Source organism: Ulvibacterium sp., assembly GCF_965248315.1.
Classification (GTDB): Bacteria; Bacteroidota; Bacteroidia; order Flavobacteriales; family Flavobacteriaceae; genus Ulvibacterium.
Genome location: NZ_CBDFIX010000002.1, coordinates 994,431 through 1,011,896, shown reverse-complemented (window position 1 = coordinate 1,011,896; position 17,466 = coordinate 994,431). Strand labels below are relative to the sequence as shown.

Genomic DNA, 17,466 nt, shown 5'->3' with positions numbered 1-17,466 from the left:
AACGTTCAATCTACAAAATTATATGTCATCTTTAATTGGGTGCCCTTATTTTTTTCTGAGAAAAGTTCCAAATGGGCTTTGACCAACTTGGCCCGATTTCGCATATTTTTTAAGCCGATACCGGAATAAGCATCCACTTTCTGTTCAAAACCGACGCCGTTATCCTTAGCAACAATCGCCAAGGTGCTATCCGTATAGTTAAGCAAGACCTGAAGTTCGGTGGCCTTTGAGTGTTTTACCGTATTTGAAAAAAACTCCTGTAAGATGCGAAACAATATGATTTCCTCTTTGGGATCGAGAGGATTTGGGCTCCCCTCTACCTTAAGCGAAGCTTTTAGGAACTGCATTCGGTTAAAGCGGTCCATTTCCAATTGTACTGCCTCGGCCAGGGAAAGGCTTTTTAAGGCCTCTGGATTAATAAGCTTGGAAAGGGCACGTAGCTCCTGAATGGCCTTGCCCATGGTTTCCGTGGCTTCTTCCAATTGAGGGGTTTTACTCCCTTCCATTTGGACTTGAATCTTGGCCAAGGTCATCAATTGGCCGATATTATCGTGAAGCTCCCAGCTGATGTTGCGCAAAGTCTCTTCGCGAATCTCTATCTGGGTTTCGGAAAGTTCCTTTTCAAAAGCCTCCTTGTCCCTGGCCTGTTGTTTTAAAAGCCGATTCTTCCGTTTTTGAAACAGGACAAAGAGAATCACCACCGTTACCGCCAAGCTTAAAGCGATAGCGGAAAAAACGATCAGGAACGATTGTACTTCTCCTTGGTCCATAAAAATCCGATACTATAACATCCGTAAAGAATAAAATTTAAAGTAATAATAAGAATATAATATTGTATTTCACTAAAACTAAAATGATCAGAAAGCAATACAATAGGTATTATTCCTATATTGAATAATAGTAGTCCGGTAGATATCCAAAAACTAAGTTTATACTTTATTTCCAAAATCTCATCGCTATTCAACAATTGCCAAAAATGAAAAACGGTACACACCAAAGTTAGTAGTGACCCTGTCATGAATGAATATTTATGGTATATCTGCCAACCTTGAAGAATGAAATTTAGCAAAAAGGCACAAACAAAAAGAGCGACAAAAACCAATATAATCTTCCTTAAATCTATTCTTTTCAAAATCAAGTAATACCAATAAAAATAAAAGAGAAAGCTTACCAGCATATATAGATTATATATGGGATAAGTCTGCACTTCATAAAAGTCTGCCAGTATATCTCCAATTAGGTCAACCCCGAAAGTAAACCACAGGAAATGTAAAAAATATCTTTCTTTAGAATTTTTAAATTTTTTAAAATGTATGAAGGCAAGCAGTGCGGCGATGAATTCCAATAAATGAGTAATATAAGTAAGATCCGATATTCGCATTATTTATCGGACCTTCTTGGGAGGTTTTCCTGCGCCCCCATAATTATATGCCCGGATACCACCTGAAGTAGATTGCACTGGTGGCATTGGAAAAAATCCATTGCCCAAACTTGGTTTCCCATTGGTAGGTACAATAATAACCGTAGAGAACCCTGGATCAGGCCATTGCTCTTTTCCTCCCTCAGGGTAAGCGGCATAAAAAATACGTAGTCCCAAATCTTCAAGCCCTTGCTTTGCGCTCTCACTGCGGACATAACGGATATACTGCTCCAAACTATCCAGGGAGAACCAAAAGTCACGGGTATCCTCAAAACCCAGAGTTTTGTTGACGATTTCACTTCTGGTACGCACGTATTCCTCCTGTAGTCTCTGTGCTTGGTCCAAGCTAATGGTTTGGGAAGGGGGCGGTATCTCCTTTGAAGAAGGGCGATCTGTACAATTATTGATGAGTAAGGCAATAATAATCAAGATTAAAATCGCTATAAAAATTCGCGCGTTTCTGTTGGTTTCCATATTCGATGTTTTAAAGTTTAGTGTGTTGTTCGGTTTTGTTAATTTATCCTAAGCTCATTTCATGAGACTTGCCGATAAACTTTGCCTCTTAAAGATACATAGAATTCTTCTAGAGACATCCTTTCATCCCTGTCTTTAGAGATGGGTAAAAATACTGGCACATATTAATATAATACCAATAATAGCTACCGCAATGATTAATCCATAATGGATTTTCTGAAGTAATTTTTCATCCAATGTTGCTTCCATGATTTGTTCTTTTAAATTCAAGGCTAATGTAGGAGAGAAAAGCATTCGAAAAAAGCAAGGAAGATATGGCCGTGTCATGATGACTATTTTATTTGTATGAATATCAAATAGTTAAGAATTCAGGACTACAGGAAAACGGGTCGAGAGACGGTGGAAAAAGGGGTAAATACCCCTCTAAAAATCAGGTGGATTTTGAACCGGGAAAGGGCATTGTACCATAGGCCATTAGGAATTTTCCAGTATTATATGTTGACATTTTCATAATTAAAATTGAATGATTCGAAAGCTCTCTTTTCAAGGCTATCTTTCCCGAAGAATAGGTGAAAAAAGCTTCGAATGGCACCAAAAATGACCAAGTCATTTTTGGCGAAGTTTTGACACCGGTTTTGCGGAGCAAAAATTCCTGCGGGAAAGTGTCCCTTTCTTTGGTTCGTTTCTTTGGGCAGACAAAGAAATGAACGAAAACATATCTCCCCAATAAGAACTATTAAAAGTGTTAGGTGATATATAAGAAGTGACCAATAAGCCTGCGACCTTCATTAGATAAATCGGAAAGAAAACAAATTACCCAATACAACTTTTTGTACTTTAGAGCGATTCAAAAAAATTGCCGGGATGAGAACTTCTTTACTTTGCGTTTTTACACTTTTAACCACTTTCAACCTAAGCCATGCCCAAGATCGGGTAACTGGCCAACCCTTTGCGACCCGTTCTGAAGTATTGGCGCAAAACGGGATGGTGGCCACCAGTCATCCCCTAGCCACCCAAATTGGGGTGGATATCCTGAAAAAAGGAGGCAATGCCATAGATGCTGCTATTGCGGCCAATGCCGCCCTTGGACTTATGGAACCAACAGGATGTGGTATCGGGGGTGACCTGTTCGCCATCGTTTGGGACGGTAAGACCCAGAAACTCTATGGGCTCAATGCCAGTGGGCGTTCCCCCAAAGATCTAACCTTGGATTATTTTGAAAAGGAAAAAATGGAGAAAATCCCTGCTCTTGGGCCCTTGCCGGTAAGTGTGCCGGGGGCCGTGGATGGGTGGTTCGAGTTACATGGCAAATTTGGTTCCAAGCCTATGGCCGAGCTTTTGGGTCCGGCTATCGACTATGCGGAAAAGGGATTTCCGTTAACGGAACTGATTGCTTTTTATATGCAACGTTCCATCCCGTATTATGAATCGCAAGGGTTCCTCAACATCGAGGACACCTATATGGCACAAAATAACGGGCGACTTCCTAATGAAGGGGAAATCTACAAAAATCCTTATCTCGCCAATACCTACAAGAAAATTGCCGAAGGCGGGCGCGATGCCTTTTACAAGGGGGAAATTGCAAAAACTATCGGAAAGTTCATCAAGGAACAAGGTGGATTCCTTTCCTCCAAAGATCTTGCAGCGCACCGATCCGAATGGGTAGAACCTGTTTCCGTCAATTATCGTGGATATGATGTCTGGGAACTCCCCCCCAATGGCCAAGGTATTGCCGCCTTACAAATGTTACAAATCTTGGAAGGTTACGATTTCTCCGATATTGAATTTGGCAGTACGGAGCATTTACACTTATTTACCGAGGCCAAAAAATTGGCCTTCGAGGATCGGGCCAAATACTATGCGGACATGGATTTCGTAAACGTCCCTATCGCGGAATTACTGTCCGACACCTATGCCGAGGAGCGAAGAAAATTGATTGGCGAACGGGCCAATAGCTATGAAGCAGGTGAAATTAGTGCTGGTGAGACCATCTATATGACCGTTGCCGACAAGAATGGAACGATGATTTCCTTAATCCAAAGCAACTATCGGGGTATGGGTTCCGGGATGGTACCCCCTAAACTTGGTTTTATGCTGCAAGATAGGGGAGAGCTTTTTAGCCTTAAGCGTGGACAGGCCAACACCTATGAACCTGGAAAGCGACCTTTTCATACCATTATTCCCGCCTTTATCACCAAGGATGGCCAACCCTTTGTAAGTTTTGGGGTTATGGGAGGTGATTTCCAACCACAAGGTCATTCCCAGATTGTCATGAACCTCATCGATTTCGGCATGAATTTACAGGAAGCCGGTGATGCCCCGCGTTGGGACCATACCGGAGGCAACAGTCCTACAGGGGAAACTCCTGAAGGTACGGGACAGGTTCGTGTGGAGTCTGGCATTCCATATTCCACTGTTCGTGGATTAATGGACAAAAGGCATAAAGTAGGGTTTACGCGTGGTGCCTATGGTGGCTATCAGGCCATTTTATGGGATGCAGAAAACCAAGTGTATCACGGAGCCTCTGAAAGCCGTAAGGATGGGCAGGCGGCCGGATATTGAAGTTATTCGTGCCTAGACCAGCTCTTTGCATTTTTGTAACAAAGCCTTCATTTCTACTACCAATAGTTAAATTAACACTACAAGATCATGGCAGGAGGAGGCATCGCAGGGGCTATTACAAGTTTAAAAAACAACCGAAACCTTTTAAAAAAACGCAAGCTTCGCGATAAGGGAGATGTTTTCGGGCAAGAAGGTGTGACCAAACTCGATCTAAAGGAGTCTACAGATCAGGATATGAAGCGCATTCGTCAAAAAATCAAGGATTACAAGCGCGAAGCACGTACCGTTTGGTTTTTGGCCATCAGTGTCACTGCTTTTATCCTGTATTGCCTTTGGTGGGCAATCTCTTGATTATGGGATGGTCCCATTAATTCACAATCCCTTAACATAGGCTTTGCCAAGAATGTTCTACTTTGAGGTTCATCTTTCAAAAAGCCATTCGTAATGCACTATTCCAGACGAGAAATTTTAAAACTCTCTAGCCTTGCCGGATTGGGCCTGACCACTTTGCCTTCCCTATTTTCATTCTCGATAAAGGAAAGCATCCACCAAAGGGCTATTCCCAGTTCTGGGGAGCAATTGCCCATTGTTGGGTTGGGTACCTGGCTCACTTTTGACATTGGGAATTCCTCAGAAGCGTTGAAGGTAAGACAGCAGGTATTATTGGAAATGCACAAATTGGGTGGTAAGGTCATAGACTCCTCGCCCATGTATGGGAGTTCGGAAGCCACCGTGGGCAAGGTGTCGGCAGCGTTGGACAGTCAAAACTCCTTTTTCTATGCCACTAAGGTCTGGACCTCGGGTAAGCAGGCCGGCATTGATCAGATGAACAGCTCCCTTAAAAAAATGCGGCGTTCCACGATGGATCTGATGCAGATCCATAACCTAGTGGATTGGCAAACCCATGTAAAGACACTACGGGCCTGGAAGGAAACCGGTAAGATTCGGTATTGGGGATTGACGCATTATGTGAATTCCGCCCATGAAACCCTAGAAAAAATTATCCGTCAAGAAAAACCGGATTTTGTACAGTTCAATTACTCCATCCTGTCACGTCATGCAGAAAAGTCGCTCTTGGATACCTGTCAACAAAACCGGACCGCAGTTATCATCAATCAACCCTATGATAGTGGTTCTTTATTTCGAAAAGTCAAGGGACGATCGTTGCCCGGGTGGAGTTCGGATTATGATATTAAAAGCTGGGGGCAATACTTTTTAAAATTCATTCTTTCCCATGAAGCGGTTACCTGCGCCATTCCCGGTACTTCCAAACCCCATCATGTCATCGATAATATGATGGCAGGTTATGGAGCCCTTCCCGATACCTCAGGTAGGGAGAAAATGGTATCCTATTTAAAATCATTGTGATTTAGGTTTAAGACCGAACAGTAACCGGGTAACTTTCCATCTTCGAATAAGGAATTCATAGAGCACCCAACATCCACCGAAAGTCCCTACACTCATTACTATGATTTTTGCAAACAGGGACCAGGATAAATCCATTACATAATACCCGATGATAATGGTTAGGGTCTGATGTAGTATATAAAATGGGTATACGGCCCGATTACAATAGGAAAGCAACTCGCTTTTTTTGTTGAGGTAGGTAGCTGCATATCCAAAAAGGACCAAAATCCAAGACCACAGATTAAAGACCTTCACAAAGGCCTCCGTAAAGTGAACCAACGTTGTATCCTCCAACAGCAATCGGATACACAACCATACCGAGAATCCAAAAATACCGCAATACAGATAATATCTTCGGTACCGGCCTACCATGTTCCAAAAAACCTCTTGAACAGAAATCAATACAAAACCAAAAAAGAAAAACAACAGATAATTCACAAAGGTAAACCAGTCATCCACCAAGGCATGGGTAACCGGAAAGAAAGGCTCCATAAAGGCCTCGGCCAAATATAGAGGTGGCAAAAACAAAAAAAGACCAAATGGTTTTTTTATCCTTTTTTGTACCCACAGGAGCAGTCCGTTTTGTGGATTGTTCCGTAATCTGAGGAATATAGGTAATAAAATTAGGGAGTATACCAACAAATAGGGAAGGAACCAGAGGTGATGCCAACTTAGGTTGCCTTCCGGATAGATCCAGGTAAAGGCATGTTTTGGCCAAAAGGCAAAAAAGCTTCCGCTAAACTGTCCATTTATAACACGTTCCAAATACACCTGTGGAGGCACGATCAATAACATCCCAAAGGCCAAGGGAATATATAACCTTCGGATTCGTTCCGAGGCAAACTGTTTTCCCGAACGTTTACCCAACGCATAATAGGTTCCCATTCCCGAAATGACAAAGAGGATGGGCAAACGCCATTGATTTATAAACAGCATAGGATAGGTAGGCCATTCATAGATGACATTATTCTTTATATGCCATCCCCAGGGGACAAAAAACATCCCTACATGATAAAAAATGAGGAGGGCAAAGACCCCAACCCTCAGCCAATCCAAGTCGTACCGTCGTATCATAATTGTTCGTTTTGTGCCAAAAGTAGGGTTTCCCCAAAGGCAGAAAATTGTCCTGGGATGAACGACAAGTTTTTGTTACGGACAACAAAACCCCTTTAAATTTTTTGCAGTTGCTGTTCAAAACGATGAATCGTTGTACGTGATACAGGAACGATATCGGGAACATCCTTTAGCTCCAAACGGTATCCCTGGGCATTCCCGGAAACTTTAGCTACTTGATGAAGATTTACGAGATAGGAACGGTGTGTTCTGGTAATAAAGGAAAAACAGGACAGCTTTACATCCAACTCCTTTATGGTCATCCGTTTCACCTGTTTTAGCAATTTTTCTTCTTTCTTCAAGAAAATCTCTAGATAATTCTTGTCCGAGCGTGCATAGATGAACTCGTCCGGATAAAGTTCAAAATCATCACTTTTAAGCTGTGTCTTGATAAAAATCGAAGTGAGGCCTTCTCTTCTTTTAGTGTCCAAAACCGACCTGGATTTCTCCTGAAACAGAGCAGCTCTTCTTTGGTTCCGGAGATACAGACGATTGAAGTTTAGGGGGATTAAGATGAGCATCAATAAGGTACCTACGATAAAGGTGTTTCGAATTTCCTCAAAAAAATAACCCCATGACCAGTTATTGGGGTTATCATAAATAAGGTCCCGAATCAAAAATTGCCCAATCCCGGTAAAAAGAAAAAAGCTTAGGAGCAAAAAAGTTTCCTTTTTTATGTTCCATGAATCAATCCATACATTCCTATAAAGTAAGGGCCCAACAAGTAAAAGCAAAACTAATATAGGAACCAGGGAATGGATAACCGAAATCCAAAAATAGTGCATAATGTGCTCATCCCGATTTACATTGAATGGCTCTACAAAAAAGTTGAAGAAAATCACGAATACGAAAATTGCAAAAACCACTATGGACAAGTCCTTTCCTTTATAATAAAAGGGGTAAGGCTGTGCAAAAAAATGAGATATCGATTTCAACTTAATCCCGGAAAACATAATCCAAATTTCCTCTAACCCAGGAAAATCTTTTAAAAGGTTTCGTCCCAAGTCCTTAAAGATAGCCGTTTCAAATTGGATATCTAAGCCTAGATGATTTACCCTAAAATCTTTCCTTATGTAGTGCATCATATGGTCCAATGACTTTACAAAAAAATCATATAAAAGACTTGCCCAAAACAAAATGGGCTTCTATATTTGTTATCTATTTAGAATTAATCTAATTAAAAATAATATGAAAACCATACCAATTATCCTTCTCTCTTTTTTCGCCTTATTAAGTAGTCAAGCCCAAACTGGAACGGTTACAGGAACTATTATGGATGACAACAACCAACCCATAGCCTTTGTAAATGTCCGTGTAGAAAGCACCAGCTTAGGAATCGCGTCGGATGCCAAGGGTCGCTATGTTCTGGATAATGTTCCAGCCGGCGAACAGGTTATAATTGCTAGTAGTATCGGTTTTAATACGGTACAAAAAACAGTAACGGTAGCTGCTGGACAAACGATTACTTTGGACTTTATGCTTACTGAAAACGTAAACCAATTACAATCCGTGGAGATTATCGGTAGAAAGGAAACGGGTTACAAGAATACCTCCTCTTTTATAGGGACCAAATCGGCCACCTTGTTACGGGACGTTCCCCAGGCCATCAGTTATGTGACCAAGGAATTAGCCCTAGATCAGGCAGCCTTCCGGGTAAACGATGTGGTAAAAAACATCAGTGGAGTAAACCAGTTTTCATTTTACAACGATATCACCATACGCGGGTTTCGGGTATCCGGCCAACGTACATCCGGAAACTTGGTCAATGGTATGCGGGCCTTTACCAGTTTCTGGAAACAGCAGCTAATTCCACACATAGAAAGGGTAGAGGTCATTAAGGGTCCGGCATCCGCCCTTTTCGGGAACGCTTCCCCGGGAGGTACCATTAACCGTGTGACCAAAAAACCCTTGGACGAGGAGCGGCAATCCATCACGGCTACCGTGGGCAGTTTCAATACTTTCCGCACCCTGGGCGATTTCACCGGCCCCATGACCGAAGACGGCAAGTTGTTATATCGCATTAATCTGGGATATGAGAATTCGGGCAATTTTAGGGATTTGCAGTTCGACAAGAACTTGGTAGTGGCCCCTTCCTTTTCATTCCTCCCCTCGGATAAAACCCGATTGAACGTGGATATCGTTTATCAAGGTTCCGAAGGACGTTTGGATCGGGGTCAGGCCGTTTTTGGAGATGGCGATCTTTTCTCCGTACCTATCACCAAAGCATTGAACGCGGCCAATGATTTCCTAAAGGAAGAAAGCATCAATGCCACACTTTCCTTACGTCATGAGTTTTCGGATAGACTTAGCTTTAATAGTATTTATATGCGAAGTAGCTACCGCGAAGATCTTCAAGAACATAGGACGGCCAATACTTTTGCCAGTTTGGGAGATGGCACCCGGGATCCCCAAAAAGTGGAAATGCGGGTATTTATCCGTAATCGTAAATGGAACAATGACAACTTCAACAACTATTTCAATTACAATTTTGACATAGGTGAGATAAGCAACCAATTGTTGGTGGGATACGACTATTTTCAGCAACTTTTGGAGCCCGGGGGATCCCAATTACAAGCCAGGGGCTACCTTCTGGCCGATGGTTCAGGAACCTCCAATAGCTTTGATCCGGACAATGCCGATGCCTTTGTGCTGGATGAGGATGGTAATCCGGTGCCCAATGTGCCTCATTTTGACTTGACAGATCCCACGGCCAATCAAATTCGAAATTTTGCCGACTACACGTACGCTACCAACCAGTTCCCTACAAGTCGGTTGAGCTCCCATGGTATCTATATTCAAAATCAGGCCAATTGGGGCGATTTCAGATTATTGTTGGGTCTGCGCCAAGAATATTACATAGACGACCTCAATTTTAAGACCAGTGAAGAGGAAAAAATAGAGCAGGATGTGCTTTTACCCCGCGTGGGACTGGTCTATTCCTTGAACGATAACATCAATCTTTATGGCACTTATGTTGAGGGTTATCAACCCCAAACAGCTAGTGTTATAGCAGATCCCAATGCCGGGGGACCTTTTGATGCCCTAACCAGTGAATTGATAGAGTTCGGTGCCAAAACCGATTGGTTTAATGGTCGATTGAGTGCTTCCATCGCTCTATATTATTTAACCCAACAGGGAGAATTATACAATGCCAATGACGCTACTAGGCCCGATTTGCTAATACAGATCGGAGAAGAGGAATCCAAAGGAGTGGAATTTGACCTGGCCGGAAAAATAGCGCCCAATTGGAGTTTGGTAGCCAGTTATTCCTTTAATGAAGCGACCATAGCCGAAAGTGATGACCCCAGCGAAATTGGACGGCAAAAACCCAACGCCCCAAGACATACCGGAAATATTTGGAGCAAATACGTCATAGACCGAGGCGCTTTTAAAGGGGTCGGTTTTGGATTGGGCGCCAATTTTGTTACCGAGCGGTTCGGATCTATCGTACGTACCCCGGAACCCCCACTATTTCCGGGTTACGAATTGTTCGATGCGGCAATTTATTACCAATTGGACAAATTCCAGATTCAATTGAATATCAACAACATCTTTGATAAAACCCATTGGGTCGGCGGTTATGACTTTATCAGGGCCTTTCCGGGTGCGCCCCGAAACGTGATGACCACGGTATCCTATACTTTCTAAAGAGGCATGAGCCAAAAAAAGTCCCGTTCCACTAAAAAAAACCTGTTATGGCGTATCCATAGTTGGGTGGGACTGTATGCTGGGGTGGTCATTGCCTTTTTAAGCCTAACGGGAGCAGCGGCCCTCTTTCGCATGGAAATCGATGAAGCCTTGAATCCTTCATTGTACGTGGTAGAAAAAGAATCGACCAAGATGGCCCTAAACGATATTGCCGCCGCAGTGACCAAGGCCCATCCGGATAAGGAACTTTTTGAGGTATATATTCCAACAGAAGCGACAGGAACCTACAATCTACGGTTAATGGCCAAAAGTGCGCCCCGGATTTTTCCAGTATTCTGGGAAGTTTTCGTAAATCCGTATACAGGGGAGATACTTGGGGAACGCAATTACTACAAGACCTTCAATTATTATTTGCGCAACATCCATGTGCGCTTTTATGAAGCCTTTTGGGGGCGGCAAATCGTTGGGTTGGCCGGTCTGGCCCTTTTAATCTCCACGATTACCGGTTTTTTGATTTATGGGCGATTTATGAAAAAGCAATCTTTGGGCGAAATCCGGAGCAAAAACCTAAGGATGCGTCAGGCCGATTTACACAAGTTTATAGGTGTCCTGGCATTGGCGTTTAATCTGATGATTGCCGTCACCGGAACCTGGTTGGGCCTTCAAAATCAACTGCAAAAAACCTTCTCTATAGAGCGACCCAATATTTACAAGCGAGCAGAGAAACCATTGACGCCAAAGGAAGATTTGGCGATGACCGCCGATTTTGATCAAGCCCTGAAGAAATCATCTTCTATCTTCCCCAAATTGATACCAAAAACCATACGTCCCTCAAGGGATGGCGCACGGACCATAGAAATTGTAGGCGATGTCCCCGGACAGGTCTATGAACGGTTAAGCAATAAACTGGTCCTGGATAAAAGAAATTTAAACACTTTGTTGAAGTACAATATTAGTGAGGACAACTTTGGTGGAAAATTGTTCTATGTTCAGGAGTCCTTTCATTTTGGTGATTTTGGCGGTATTTGGTTGAAAATACTCTATGCTTTCCTTGCTGTTACCTCCGGGTTTTTGGCCCTAAGCGGATTTATCATCTATCTAAAGAGAACCGAGAAAAAAAGGACGGAAAAGCCTTCGTTTATTGAACTTAGACCTTTGTTATACCGATGGGTATTTGGGATAATCACCTTCTGCACGGTCGTTGGAATTATGAGTGTCATCTGGGGTATTGGTGTTCCCTCCTTAATGGTTATTATCCTGTTTTATGGTCTTTTGACATTTCTTCTACTGAAAGCATTATTTCTATGGCTTCGTTCCCGACTTTTCAAAAAACCTTTGCAAACATGAAACGGGCTTCCCTAAATCAATATGTTGCTATCCCAATGGTTTTGGCTTTAGTATTGTTGAATGCAGTACTTATCCTGTACTTTTATAATGAATGGCGGTTAGTTTCCCAAAATGCCACTGAAGCTTCCTTTTACAATCTTGATGTTGAAATGAAAAAAGCCTATATCGCTTCAATGCGAAAAGTAATGGGTCTGTTATTGGTCATTACGAGCTTTGAGCTCTTGGCTCTTTTTTTTAGGAAGGGCATTGTGGCTATCAGCTTGTTGATCTTCATTAATATCCTAGGGTACTTTTATATTTTCTTTTAAATAAGAAGAATCTAATCTTTTCCTAAATGTAGCTGGTGATAGAAAATCTATAAATCCAAAAACTCCAAACATACCGGGCTTGACAATTTGGTTTCATGGAGGTATGTTAATTCACCGGTCTGCTTATCCCTTTGAAAAACGGTAATGTTATCGCTCTTTTGATTGGCCACCAAAAGAAAGCCGTCTGTAGGATCCAACGCAAAATTACGAGGCCAATCACCACGGACGCTTTCCCGGCCCACCAAATTCAATTTTCCGGAATTTGCATCTACCTTAAAGATGACAATGGTGTTTTCCCCTCTATTTGAACCATACAGAAAACGGCCATCCTTGGACAAATGGATATCCGCACAATAGCTTTTTTCATCAAAATCCGAGGCCAACGTATTTTGGGTTTCCACTTCTTCGTAATCCCCGTTGGCCTTTTGTTCAAAAACGGTAATCGTGGAATTCAACTCGTTAATAACGTATAGAAACTTCTCATCAGAACTGAATGTAAAGTGCCGAGGCCCCGCTTTTTCAGGCAAATCCAAGGAAGACTGATCTGCTGGGGCAAATTGTTCTTTCTCTTCCGCATATCTTTTTACGGCATCCAGTCCCAAATCCGCTACAAAAAGTCCGTCCGAGGTAAACTTAGCGGCATGTGCATGTGACGTCTTCGTTGTATCGATTATTTTGTGGTCGATATACTGTGGGTCCGGAAGTAATTTCCCCTTATCATCGATTTGAAAAATGGAGATACTTCCGCCTGGATAGCTCGAAGCTGCCAATGTACGGCCATTCTGTGAAATCCCTACATGGCAAAATGGTGGGCCACTAGTAACTTCTGAATTGATTTCCTCCAATGTCCCGTCTTTTATGCGATATCCCGTAACTGCCCCTTTTCCTTCCGGTGCATCCTTTACAGAATATAGATATTCTTTGTTCGGGGAAATCTTCAAAAAAGAAGGGTTGACCAAAGTGGCGGCCAATTGGGTATCTTCCAATGTTCCGGTATCCGTATGAAACGTATATCTATATATTCCCTCACTTTCTCCATTGGTATATGTTCCTATGAAGAGGGAATAGGTCTTGGGTGCCTCGGAGGTACAGCTTAAAAAAACAAAAACTAAGCAGTAAGCGGAAATGAAAGTCTTCTTGGTCATGGAAACAATTTTAAAAGAACCTTAAAAATAGGGACTAAATATGACATGGGCCGAAACCGGGAAATAAAAAGTTAAGGCTTCAACACATTATATTCAAAAAATAATCGGTGAGCAGTGGCCATTTTTTTAGTCGGATGTCTTTTATGTACTTCTGGACAACAAAGTGTTCCTGACCTCTTTCCTCAAATAAAAGCCCGTAACTATGGTAGCCAATACATCCGCAATTGGAAATGAAATCCATACCCCGAGTTCACCCAAAAAATTCGGTAAGATTAAAATCAGGGGAATAAAGAAAAAGCCTTGTCGTAGGAGTGTCAACAAAAGTGCTGGTACCGCCTTACCAATAGCCTGAAAATAGGCGGCCCCTATTAATTGTAAGGCGATTATGGGTGTTGCCGCAAAGACCCAACGCATGGCAAAGGGCGTGTGTTCCAGAACGAAAGCATTGGCCGCCAGTTCAACCGAGGACATATCCGGCTTATCACTTAAAAAGAGGGCCGCTATTTCCGAGGGAAAGACCATCAAAAAGATAAAGACCAAGGTGGCCATAAACGCAGCATATTTAATTGCCGTGTTGATACTTTCCCGTACCCTTGGATATTTTTTGGCTCCATAGTTATATCCTGCTATGGGTAAAAAGCCCTGGGTTACCCCAAATACCGGGAAAAAGGCGAACATCAACATCCGTCCTATGATGGCATAGACCGCTACCATGGCCTCTCCTCCCAAACCAAAAAGAATATTGTTCATCAACAAATAGATGATGCTGATGGTAGCTTGGCGCGATAAGGTCACAAAGCCCAAAGATCCAATTTCACGAAGTATGGACACGTTCAGCCCGAAATCGGTCATGCGCAGTTTCAGTTCCGAGTTTTTGGAAAGAAAGAACCAGACGATGTAACATAGACAGAAAAAATAGCCCAAAGTAGTCGCCCAAGCGGCTCCGTGCATGCCCCAATCCAATTCATAGATAAAAATATAGTCCATTAACAGGTTGCCTACCGAAGGAATAATCATGGCATTCATGGCAAACTTGGGCTTTCCCTCTGCGCGAATCACCGTATTGCCCATCATACAGAGTGCCAGCATAGGTACACCATAGACCACAATAACATAGTAAATCTTGGCAGGCTCAAAGATAGTGCCCTTGCCTCCAAATGTAGGGATAAGGTCATCCACGAAATAAAGACCCACCACCACCATGGAGATAGTAACCAACAAGGTCAAGGTAACCTGGTTCCCAAAAACCTTCAGTGCCTTTTCCTTGTTTTCGGCTCCTAGGGCCCGTGAGATAATACTGGAGCCTCCTATGCCAATGGCCATCCCCAAGGCCCCAATAAAAAATGAAACCGGAAGTACCACATTGATGGCCGCAATGGCAATGGAACCGATCCAATTTCCCACAAAAATAGAATCGACCAAGATGTTGAGCGACATTACCAGGATACCGATACTAGCAGGTACTGCTTGCTTTATCAAGAGTTGACCTATAGGTTCGGTACCCAGCTGTTCCGATGAGACTTTTGCCATTTTTGCTTTATTGCCAGCTTTCCAAAAGTGGAAAGGGAAAGCAATTTGATATATTGTTATTCTTTTGTAGCGGTTTGTCTGACCGCTATGGAAACTTTATTAAACCGGCAACACATCGGATGCCTGCCATTCATTTATCCACTTTGCCATTAACCCAACCCATGATTCACTATCATTTAGACAAGGGATATGTTTGTAATCCGTCCCGCCGGCTTCTGTAAACTGTTCCTTGCCCTCCATGGCGATTTCCTCCAGAGTTTCCAAACAATCAGAAACAAAGGCCGGGGTAATCACGGCCAAGCGTTTTTTGCCCTCCTTGGCCAGACGTTCAAACTCGAAGTCGGTGTAGGGCTTGAGCCAAGGGTCTCCGGCCAAACGGGACTGAAAGGAAGAACTTGTTTTGTTTTCATCTAACTTCAGGTAGGATTTGACCAACTCTGTGGTATCATAGCACTGATGGCGGTAACAGGTATGGTGAGCTACCGAATTAATGTAGCAACAGGAACCATCAATCTTACAATGGAACTTGGTAGGATCGCTCTTTCGAATATGTCTCTCCGGAATACCGTGATAGGAAAACAAAATGTGGTCGTACTCAAAATCCTTTAGGCCCTGCGCAATGCTTTCTGAAAGTACTTTGATGTATTCAGGACTTTTATAGAAGGCGGGCAAGGTTGTTAATTTCATTTTGGGGAAATGTGCCTGTTTTTCCTCCATCGTCTTTACCACCACCGTCTCATATGAGGACATGGCATAATGTGGATATAGGGGAACCAATAATACCTCATCCACCCCTTTTTCCGAAAGTTCCTCCAATGCCTTTTTAATGCTCATACTTCCATATCGCATCCCTAAGGCCATTGGAATCTTCAATTGCTTTTGAACCTTATCCGCAAAACGCTCGGAGATGACAATCAATGGCGAGCCTTCGTCCCACCAAATTTTGGCATAAGCACTGGCCGACTTTTTAGGCCGGGTCTGAAGAATTATCCCACGGACCAAAAGGGTACGCAGCCACTTAGGTGCATCAATAACCCGCTCGTCCATTAAAAATTCATCCAGATATGGTTTTACATCCTTAGGAGTCGGGCTATCCGGAGAACCCAAATTGACCAATAAAACGCCTTTAGCCATAGAATTTTTTTAATGCCCGTAAAAATAAGGCTTGTAACAAAACTTCCCATCCTTTCCATCGAATGTTTTCTGATTTTGTTATAGAAAAAATCAATATTTTACATCATCTTAACAAAGTCTATCATAAAACCTTTATGTTGGGATATGTACAAATGAAAATCCACTTTGTATGCTTGACGAGTTATTAAAAAACACAACCTATGAATCCATCCTCTTCTTGGCTGGGGGTTGTATACTTCTTTTGGTGGTTTATGTGCTAATTGTACGAATACTGAAACGATATGGCAAAAACCCTAAATATCTGATTCCTACCGATACGGTAAAAAAAGTAAGCCTACCACTCTTCCTAATTCTGTTCTCCTTGTTGCTACGTATGCAGTCTCTGCGGCAATTATTAGGCTTCGAAGAATATACCTATTGGTTTAAAAAAGCCAGTGCCCTACTCTTTATTTTTGCTTTTACCTGGTTATTAATCAAAGTTTTACGTGTAATTAAATATTTGATTCTCAACAAATATGATGTTGCGGCCTCTGATAATTATAAGGCCAGGAAAGTATACACGCAATTTAACATTCTGGAACGTATCATAATATTTATCGTGGTCATATTGGCCATAGGCATTGCCCTTATGAGCTTTGAAGGTATCCGAGAAATTGGGGTGAGTATCTTTGCTTCTGCCGGGGTGGCGGGTATTATTATAGGGTTTTCTGCCCAAAAAATGATAGGGACTATTTTAGCAGGTATCCAAATTGCCATAACACAACCTATAAAAATTGATGATGTAGTAATTGTGGAAGGCGAATGGGGCCGGATAGAAGAGATAACCCTTACCTATGTGGTCATAAAAATTTGGGATAAACGCCGTTTGGTGGTCCCGACTACTTATTTTATAGAAAGGCCTTTTCAGAACTGGACCAAGACCTCTGCCGATATCTTGGGCACCGTTTATCTATACTTGGATTATCGTGTGTCATTTGAGGCCATTCGCAAGGAACTGACCCGCATTTTGGAGAATAGTGATTTGTGGGATGGGGAGGTAAATAATATCCAGGTTACCGATTCCAAAGCTGAATATGTCGAAGTAAGGGCCTTAATGAGTGCAAAGGATTCCGGTACGGCATGGGAGCTTCGCGTATGGGTCCGAGAAAAATTGATTTCCTTTCTGCAACAAAACTATCCAGAGAGTTTGGCCCATAACCGCATTTACCTAAAAAAAGAAGGACAAGGTAAAAATACCAAAGGCTAAAAGACGTTATACTCAAACTCGTTGCCCGTTTTAACGGTTTATAGGGATAGGACACCGAATACTCTTTCCTAATTTTGTATTGGTATTCTAACTTGCATGATACATAAATCTGCCAACATATAGATAAAAGGT

General features: G+C 42.4%; 14 protein-coding genes. 7 read left to right on the top strand and 7 right to left on the bottom strand.

The window, feature by feature from the left end; translation table 11 throughout:
• Positions 1 to 5 precede the first annotated feature (5 nt).
• Complete coding sequence (locus ACP2AF_RS05840) at positions 6 to 770, bottom strand: sensor histidine kinase (protein WP_425235300.1); 765 nt, start codon at positions 768 to 770, stop codon at positions 6 to 8.
• A gap of 614 nt (positions 771 to 1,384) precedes the next feature.
• The gene (locus ACP2AF_RS05835) at positions 1,385 to 1,894 is read right to left on the bottom strand and encodes a hypothetical protein (RefSeq protein WP_425235299.1); all 510 of its coding nucleotides are present in this window, start codon (positions 1,892 to 1,894) and stop codon (positions 1,385 to 1,387) included.
• Between the two features lie 864 nt (positions 1,895 to 2,758).
• Here ACP2AF_RS05835 and ggt point away from each other — a divergent pair.
• The 3 genes from ggt to ACP2AF_RS05820 all read left to right on the top strand — a co-directional run bounded on the left by ggt (position 2,759) and on the right by ACP2AF_RS05820 (position 5,824).
• Positions 2,759 to 4,456, top strand: coding sequence for a gamma-glutamyltransferase (gene ggt, locus ACP2AF_RS05830; protein WP_425235298.1), 1,698 nt, complete (start codon positions 2,759 to 2,761; stop codon positions 4,454 to 4,456).
• Positions 4,457 to 4,543: 87 nt separating this feature from the next.
• Entirely contained in the window at positions 4,544 to 4,807 is a 264-nt protein-coding gene (locus tag ACP2AF_RS05825; RefSeq protein WP_425235297.1) for a hypothetical protein, read from the top strand.
• A 93-nt stretch (positions 4,808 to 4,900) separates the two neighbouring features.
• Positions 4,901 to 5,824, top strand: a complete 924-nt coding sequence (locus ACP2AF_RS05820) for an aldo/keto reductase (protein WP_425235296.1) — start codon at positions 4,901 to 4,903, stop codon at positions 5,822 to 5,824.
• Here ACP2AF_RS05820 and ACP2AF_RS05815 read toward each other — a convergent pair.
• Positions 5,816 to 6,937 (bottom strand): acyltransferase family protein, encoded by a 1,122-nt coding sequence (locus tag ACP2AF_RS05815; RefSeq protein ID WP_425235295.1) that lies wholly within the window; start codon positions 6,935 to 6,937, stop codon positions 5,816 to 5,818. The genes ACP2AF_RS05820 and ACP2AF_RS05815 overlap by 9 nt on opposite strands.
• 95 nt (positions 6,938 to 7,032) lie before the next feature.
• Entirely contained in the window at positions 7,033 to 8,061 is a 1,029-nt protein-coding gene (locus ACP2AF_RS05810) for a LytR/AlgR family response regulator transcription factor (protein ID WP_425235294.1), read from the bottom strand.
• A 103-nt stretch (positions 8,062 to 8,164) separates the two neighbouring features.
• Between ACP2AF_RS05810 and ACP2AF_RS05805 the strand changes: the two genes are divergently transcribed.
• From ACP2AF_RS05805 to ACP2AF_RS05795, 3 genes are read left to right on the top strand one after another with little or no spacing between them, the layout of a single operon-like run.
• Entirely contained in the window at positions 8,165 to 10,624 is a 2,460-nt protein-coding gene (locus ACP2AF_RS05805) for a TonB-dependent receptor domain-containing protein (protein ID WP_425235293.1), read from the top strand.
• 6 nt (positions 10,625 to 10,630) lie between these two features.
• Entirely contained in the window at positions 10,631 to 11,971 is a 1,341-nt protein-coding gene (locus ACP2AF_RS05800; protein WP_425235292.1) for a PepSY-associated TM helix domain-containing protein, read from the top strand.
• Positions 11,968 to 12,279, top strand: coding sequence for a hypothetical protein (locus ACP2AF_RS05795; protein ID WP_425235291.1), 312 nt, complete (start codon positions 11,968 to 11,970; stop codon positions 12,277 to 12,279). The genes ACP2AF_RS05800 and ACP2AF_RS05795 overlap by 4 nt, the downstream gene beginning before the upstream one ends.
• Positions 12,280 to 12,326: 47 nt before the next feature.
• Here ACP2AF_RS05795 and ACP2AF_RS05790 read toward each other — a convergent pair whose 3' ends face one another.
• The 3 genes from ACP2AF_RS05790 to hemH form a co-directional block, all read right to left on the bottom strand.
• A complete protein-coding gene (locus ACP2AF_RS05790; RefSeq protein ID WP_425235290.1) occupies positions 12,327 to 13,424 on the bottom strand; it encodes a lactonase family protein in 1,098 nt (365 codons plus the stop codon).
• Positions 13,425 to 13,565: 141 nt separating this feature from the next.
• Positions 13,566 to 14,954: an MATE family efflux transporter gene (locus tag ACP2AF_RS05785; protein ID WP_425235289.1), complete on the bottom strand. Its 1,389-nt coding sequence runs from the start codon at positions 14,952 to 14,954 to the stop codon at positions 13,566 to 13,568.
• Between the two features lie 99 nt (positions 14,955 to 15,053).
• Positions 15,054 to 16,088, bottom strand: a complete 1,035-nt coding sequence (hemH, locus tag ACP2AF_RS05780) for a ferrochelatase (protein WP_425235288.1) — start codon at positions 16,086 to 16,088, stop codon at positions 15,054 to 15,056.
• A 169-nt stretch (positions 16,089 to 16,257) separates the two neighbouring features.
• On the opposite strand from hemH, the gene ACP2AF_RS05775 reads away from it, so the two are divergent.
• Positions 16,258 to 17,334 (top strand): mechanosensitive ion channel family protein, encoded by a 1,077-nt coding sequence (locus ACP2AF_RS05775; RefSeq protein ID WP_425235287.1) that lies wholly within the window; start codon positions 16,258 to 16,260, stop codon positions 17,332 to 17,334.
• The last annotated feature ends 132 nt before the right edge of the window (positions 17,335 to 17,466 follow it).